At 65.9% G+C, this 3,482-nt stretch carries 4 protein-coding genes; 3 read left to right on the plus strand and 1 reads right to left on the minus strand.

Annotated features, from left to right (window positions below; translation table 11 throughout):
• Window positions 1-627: TatD family hydrolase (locus tag I71_RS21075; RefSeq protein WP_042697637.1), on the plus strand; the 627-nt coding region annotated here is incomplete at its 5' end.
• A 26-nt stretch (window positions 628-653) separates the two neighbouring features.
• Window positions 654-1,433, plus strand: coding sequence for an MBL fold metallo-hydrolase (locus I71_RS21080; protein WP_042697640.1), 780 nt, complete (start codon window positions 654-656; stop codon window positions 1,431-1,433).
• A gap of 42 nt (window positions 1,434-1,475) precedes the next feature.
• Here the strand turns inward: I71_RS21080 and I71_RS21085 are convergent, their stop codons facing one another.
• Window positions 1,476-2,573: a TRAP transporter substrate-binding protein gene (locus I71_RS21085; protein ID WP_042697643.1), complete on the minus strand. Its 1,098-nt coding sequence runs from the start codon at window positions 2,571-2,573 to the stop codon at window positions 1,476-1,478.
• 568 nt (window positions 2,574-3,141) lie between these two features.
• Between I71_RS21085 and opgC the strand changes: the two genes are divergently transcribed.
• Window positions 3,142-3,482 (plus strand): OpgC domain-containing protein (opgC, locus tag I71_RS21090; RefSeq protein ID WP_042697646.1); only part of this gene is annotated, 341 nt, incomplete at its 3' end.

Genomic DNA, 3,482 nt, shown 5'->3' on the forward strand with positions numbered 1-3,482 from the left:
CTCTGCACGGTGGGGGTCCATCCCCATCAGGCGCAGGACGAGTTCGCCATCACCACGGTGGACAAGCTGGTGGAGCTGTCGCGCCACCCCAAGGTGATCGGGCTGGGCGAGACCGGGCTGGATTACTTCTACGACAAGAGCCCCCGCGACCAGCAGCAGGAGTGCTTCCGCCGGCACATCCGCGCCAGCCTGGAAACCGGCCTGCCGCTGATCATCCACACCCGCGACGCCGACGACGACACCATGCGCATCGTCAAGGAGGAAGCCGCCGGGCAGACGGTGAAGGGGCTGCTGCACTGCTTCAGCTCCGGCCGGGCGCTGGCGGAAGAGGCGGTGGAGTACGGCTTCACCCTGTCGCTGTCGGGAATCGTCACCTTCAAGAAGTCGGAGGATCTCCGCGCCATTGTCAAGGACGTGCCGCTCGACCGCATCCTGGTCGAGACGGACGCGCCTTACCTCGCGCCAATCCCCTTCCGCGGCAAGCGCAACGAGCCGGCCTATGTCGCCCACACCGCAGCCTGCGTCGCCGAGGTGAAGGGGGTGTCGGCCGAGGAGCTGGCCCGCATCACCACCGACAACTTCTTCCGGCTGTTCGACAAGGCTGCCCAGAACAAGGCTGCTGCATGAGTGAAGCCGGCGTTTCACCGGGTGCGATGCGTGTGACCGTCCTCGGTTGTGGCGGGTCGCGCGGCGTGCCGGTGATCGCCGGAATTCCGGGCGGCCAGTGGGGGCGCTGCGATCCCGCCAACCCCAGGAACCGCCGCATGCGCCCATCGGTGCTGGTGGAGAGCGGCGGCGTGTCGGTTCTGGTCGACACCTCCCCCGATCTGCGGCAGCAGATGCTGGACAGCGGCTGTGCGCGGCTGGATGCCGTGCTGTGGACGCACCAGCATGCCGACCACTGCCATGGCATCGACGAGCTGCGCGAGATCTGCCGGCAGATGCATGCGCCGATCGACGCCTATGGCTGGGACGAGCATCTGCGCGACATCGAAACGCGCTTTCCCTACTGCTTCGATCCGCTGCCGGAGGGCTATCCCTTTTACCGGCCGGTGCTGAAGACGCACCGCATCGACGGGCCGTTCAGCGTGAAGGGGCTGGAGATCACGCCGTTCGAGCAGGACCACGGCTATATGCGGACAGTCGGCTACCGGTTCGGCAGCTTCGCCTATTCGACCGACGTGGTGCGGCTGGACGACCGCGCCTTCGAGGTGCTGGCGGGGGTCGATAGCTGGATGGTCGATTGCGGCCGGATCGAACCGCCGCATCCGGTCCATGCCCATCTGGCGCTGACGCTGGAATGGATCGAGCGGGTGAAGCCGCGGCGGGCCTATCTGACCCACATGGACAACACGATGGACTACGACAGCCTGCGGCGGCTCCTGCCGGAGGGGGTCGAGCCGGCTTACGATGGGCTGGTGATCGAGGTTTGAGTCGCGCACGGGAGGGGGGTGGCCCCCCCTCCCAGCAGATGCTTACTTCTTTTTCTCAAGCGGCGGGGCCGCGTAGACGAAGCGGTCGAAGCTGTATTCGGCGACGCGGAACCACAGATACTCCTCCTCGCGGAACTTCTTCCAGGCGTCGTAGATCTTGCGGAACTTCTCGTTCTTCGCCGCCTCGTCCTCGTAGACCTCGATGGCAGCCTGATAGCACGCCTGCATCACCTCGTTCGGGAAGGGGCGCAGTTGGGTGCCGCTGGCGACGAGACGCTTCAGCGCGGTCATGTTCTGGACGTCGTACTTGCCCAGCATGTCCAGCGTGGCGTCGGCGCAGGCGGCCTGGAGCGCCGCCTTGTAGGTCGGCGGCAGCGATTCGAACTTCTCCTTGCCGAACAGCATGGAGACCTGCGGACCGCCTTCCCACCAGCCAGGGTAATAGTAGTATTTGGCGACCTTCTGGAAGCCGAGCTTCTCGTCGTCATAGGGGCCGACGAACTCGGCGCCGTCGATGGTGCCCTTTTCCAGCGCCGGATAGATGTCGCCGCCGCCGATCTGCTGCGGCACGACGCCCAGCTTGGCCATGATGGTGCCGGCATAGCCGCCGATGCGGAACTTCAGGCCCTTCAGATCCTCGACCGTCTTGATTTCCTTGCGGAACCAGCCGCCCATCTGGGTGCCGGTGTTGCCGGCGCCGATGGAAACGAGGTTGTGGCCGGCGAAGAACTCCGCCATCAGCTCCTTGCCGCCGCCATGGCTCATCCAGGCATTCTGCTGGCGGGCGTTCAGGCCGAAGGGCATCGCCGCGTCGAAGGCGAAGGTCGGGTCCTTGCCGACATAATAGTAGGAGACGGTGTGGCCGCACTCGATGGTGTTGTCCTTGACCGCGTCCAGAACCTGGAGCGCCGGAACGATCTCGCCCGCCGCGAAGACGCGGATCTGGAACTTGCCGTCGGTCAGCTCGGCCACGCGCTTCGCCACGAACTCCGCACCGCCATAGATGGTGTCGAGGCTCTTGGGGAAGCTGGAGGCGCAGCGCCATTTGATCTCGGGCGCGGACTGGGCGATGGCGGGGGCGGCAAGCGTGCTGGCGGCGACGCCCACGCCGGCGGAGGTCAGAAATGCACGACGTTTCATCCAGAAGCTCCCTTGTCCATTCTCGTTATACGTTCTTGTCGCCGGACCGGCGGACACCCGTTCAGGCCCGGCCTCTTGGCGGGCCGGACGAAAGCGGGAGAGCAGGGAAAGCAGGAATGTGGGGATGCACGCTCGACCGCCCCGGACGGCGCACCGCAGGCCGCCACGGAACCGGTGGGCACCGGCGCAGCGCGCCATCCGCCCGGCCCCGTGGCGTCCTGACGTTGGTGTGCGTTTCCTCCCGTCCATCCGGGTTTGCCGCCGGCCTTCCGGCCGATCCGCCCCAGCTTTCTTTTGCTGTCCGGATTATGCAGGAAGCAAACGGTCCGGATCAAGCACCAAGGGAAATTGAGGTCTGTATTTCAGAGGTTTAAGGCTGCGGCGCGAAGCCGCGGGTTCCATTCGACCACCCGCCCGCCCACCGGCCCGGCGGCATTTCCGACCCGCTCGACATCAAATTCCTCGAATCCAGCGGCGGCACCCCCATCTTTTGCAACGGTGCGGCGGGGAACCGGGCCGCGCCAGAGTGTTGAAGAGGGCGGAGCAGGCACTTGCGGGTTGGACGGCCATGACGGAAGCAACGGCAGCGGAGACCGGGACCGGGGCGGCCGCACGCGACCTGCGGCTGGATTTCTTCCGTGGGCTGGCGCTGTGGTTCATCTTCGTCAACCATATCCCGGCCAACCAGATCTCCTGGGCCACCCCGCGCAATTTCGGGCTGAGCGACGCCACTGAGATCTTCGTCTTCATCTCCGGCTACACCGCGGCGCTGGTCTATGGCCGGACGCTGGACCGGCAGGGGATGCCGATGGCGGCGGCCCAGGTTCTGCACCGCTGCTGGACCCTGTATGCCACCTACATCATCCTGTTCTTCGCCCTACACGCCCAGATCGCCTACACCGCCCGTGC

It is taken from the genome of Azospirillum sp. B506, assembly GCF_000333595.1.
Taxonomy (GTDB): domain Bacteria; phylum Pseudomonadota; class Alphaproteobacteria; order Azospirillales; family Azospirillaceae; genus Azospirillum.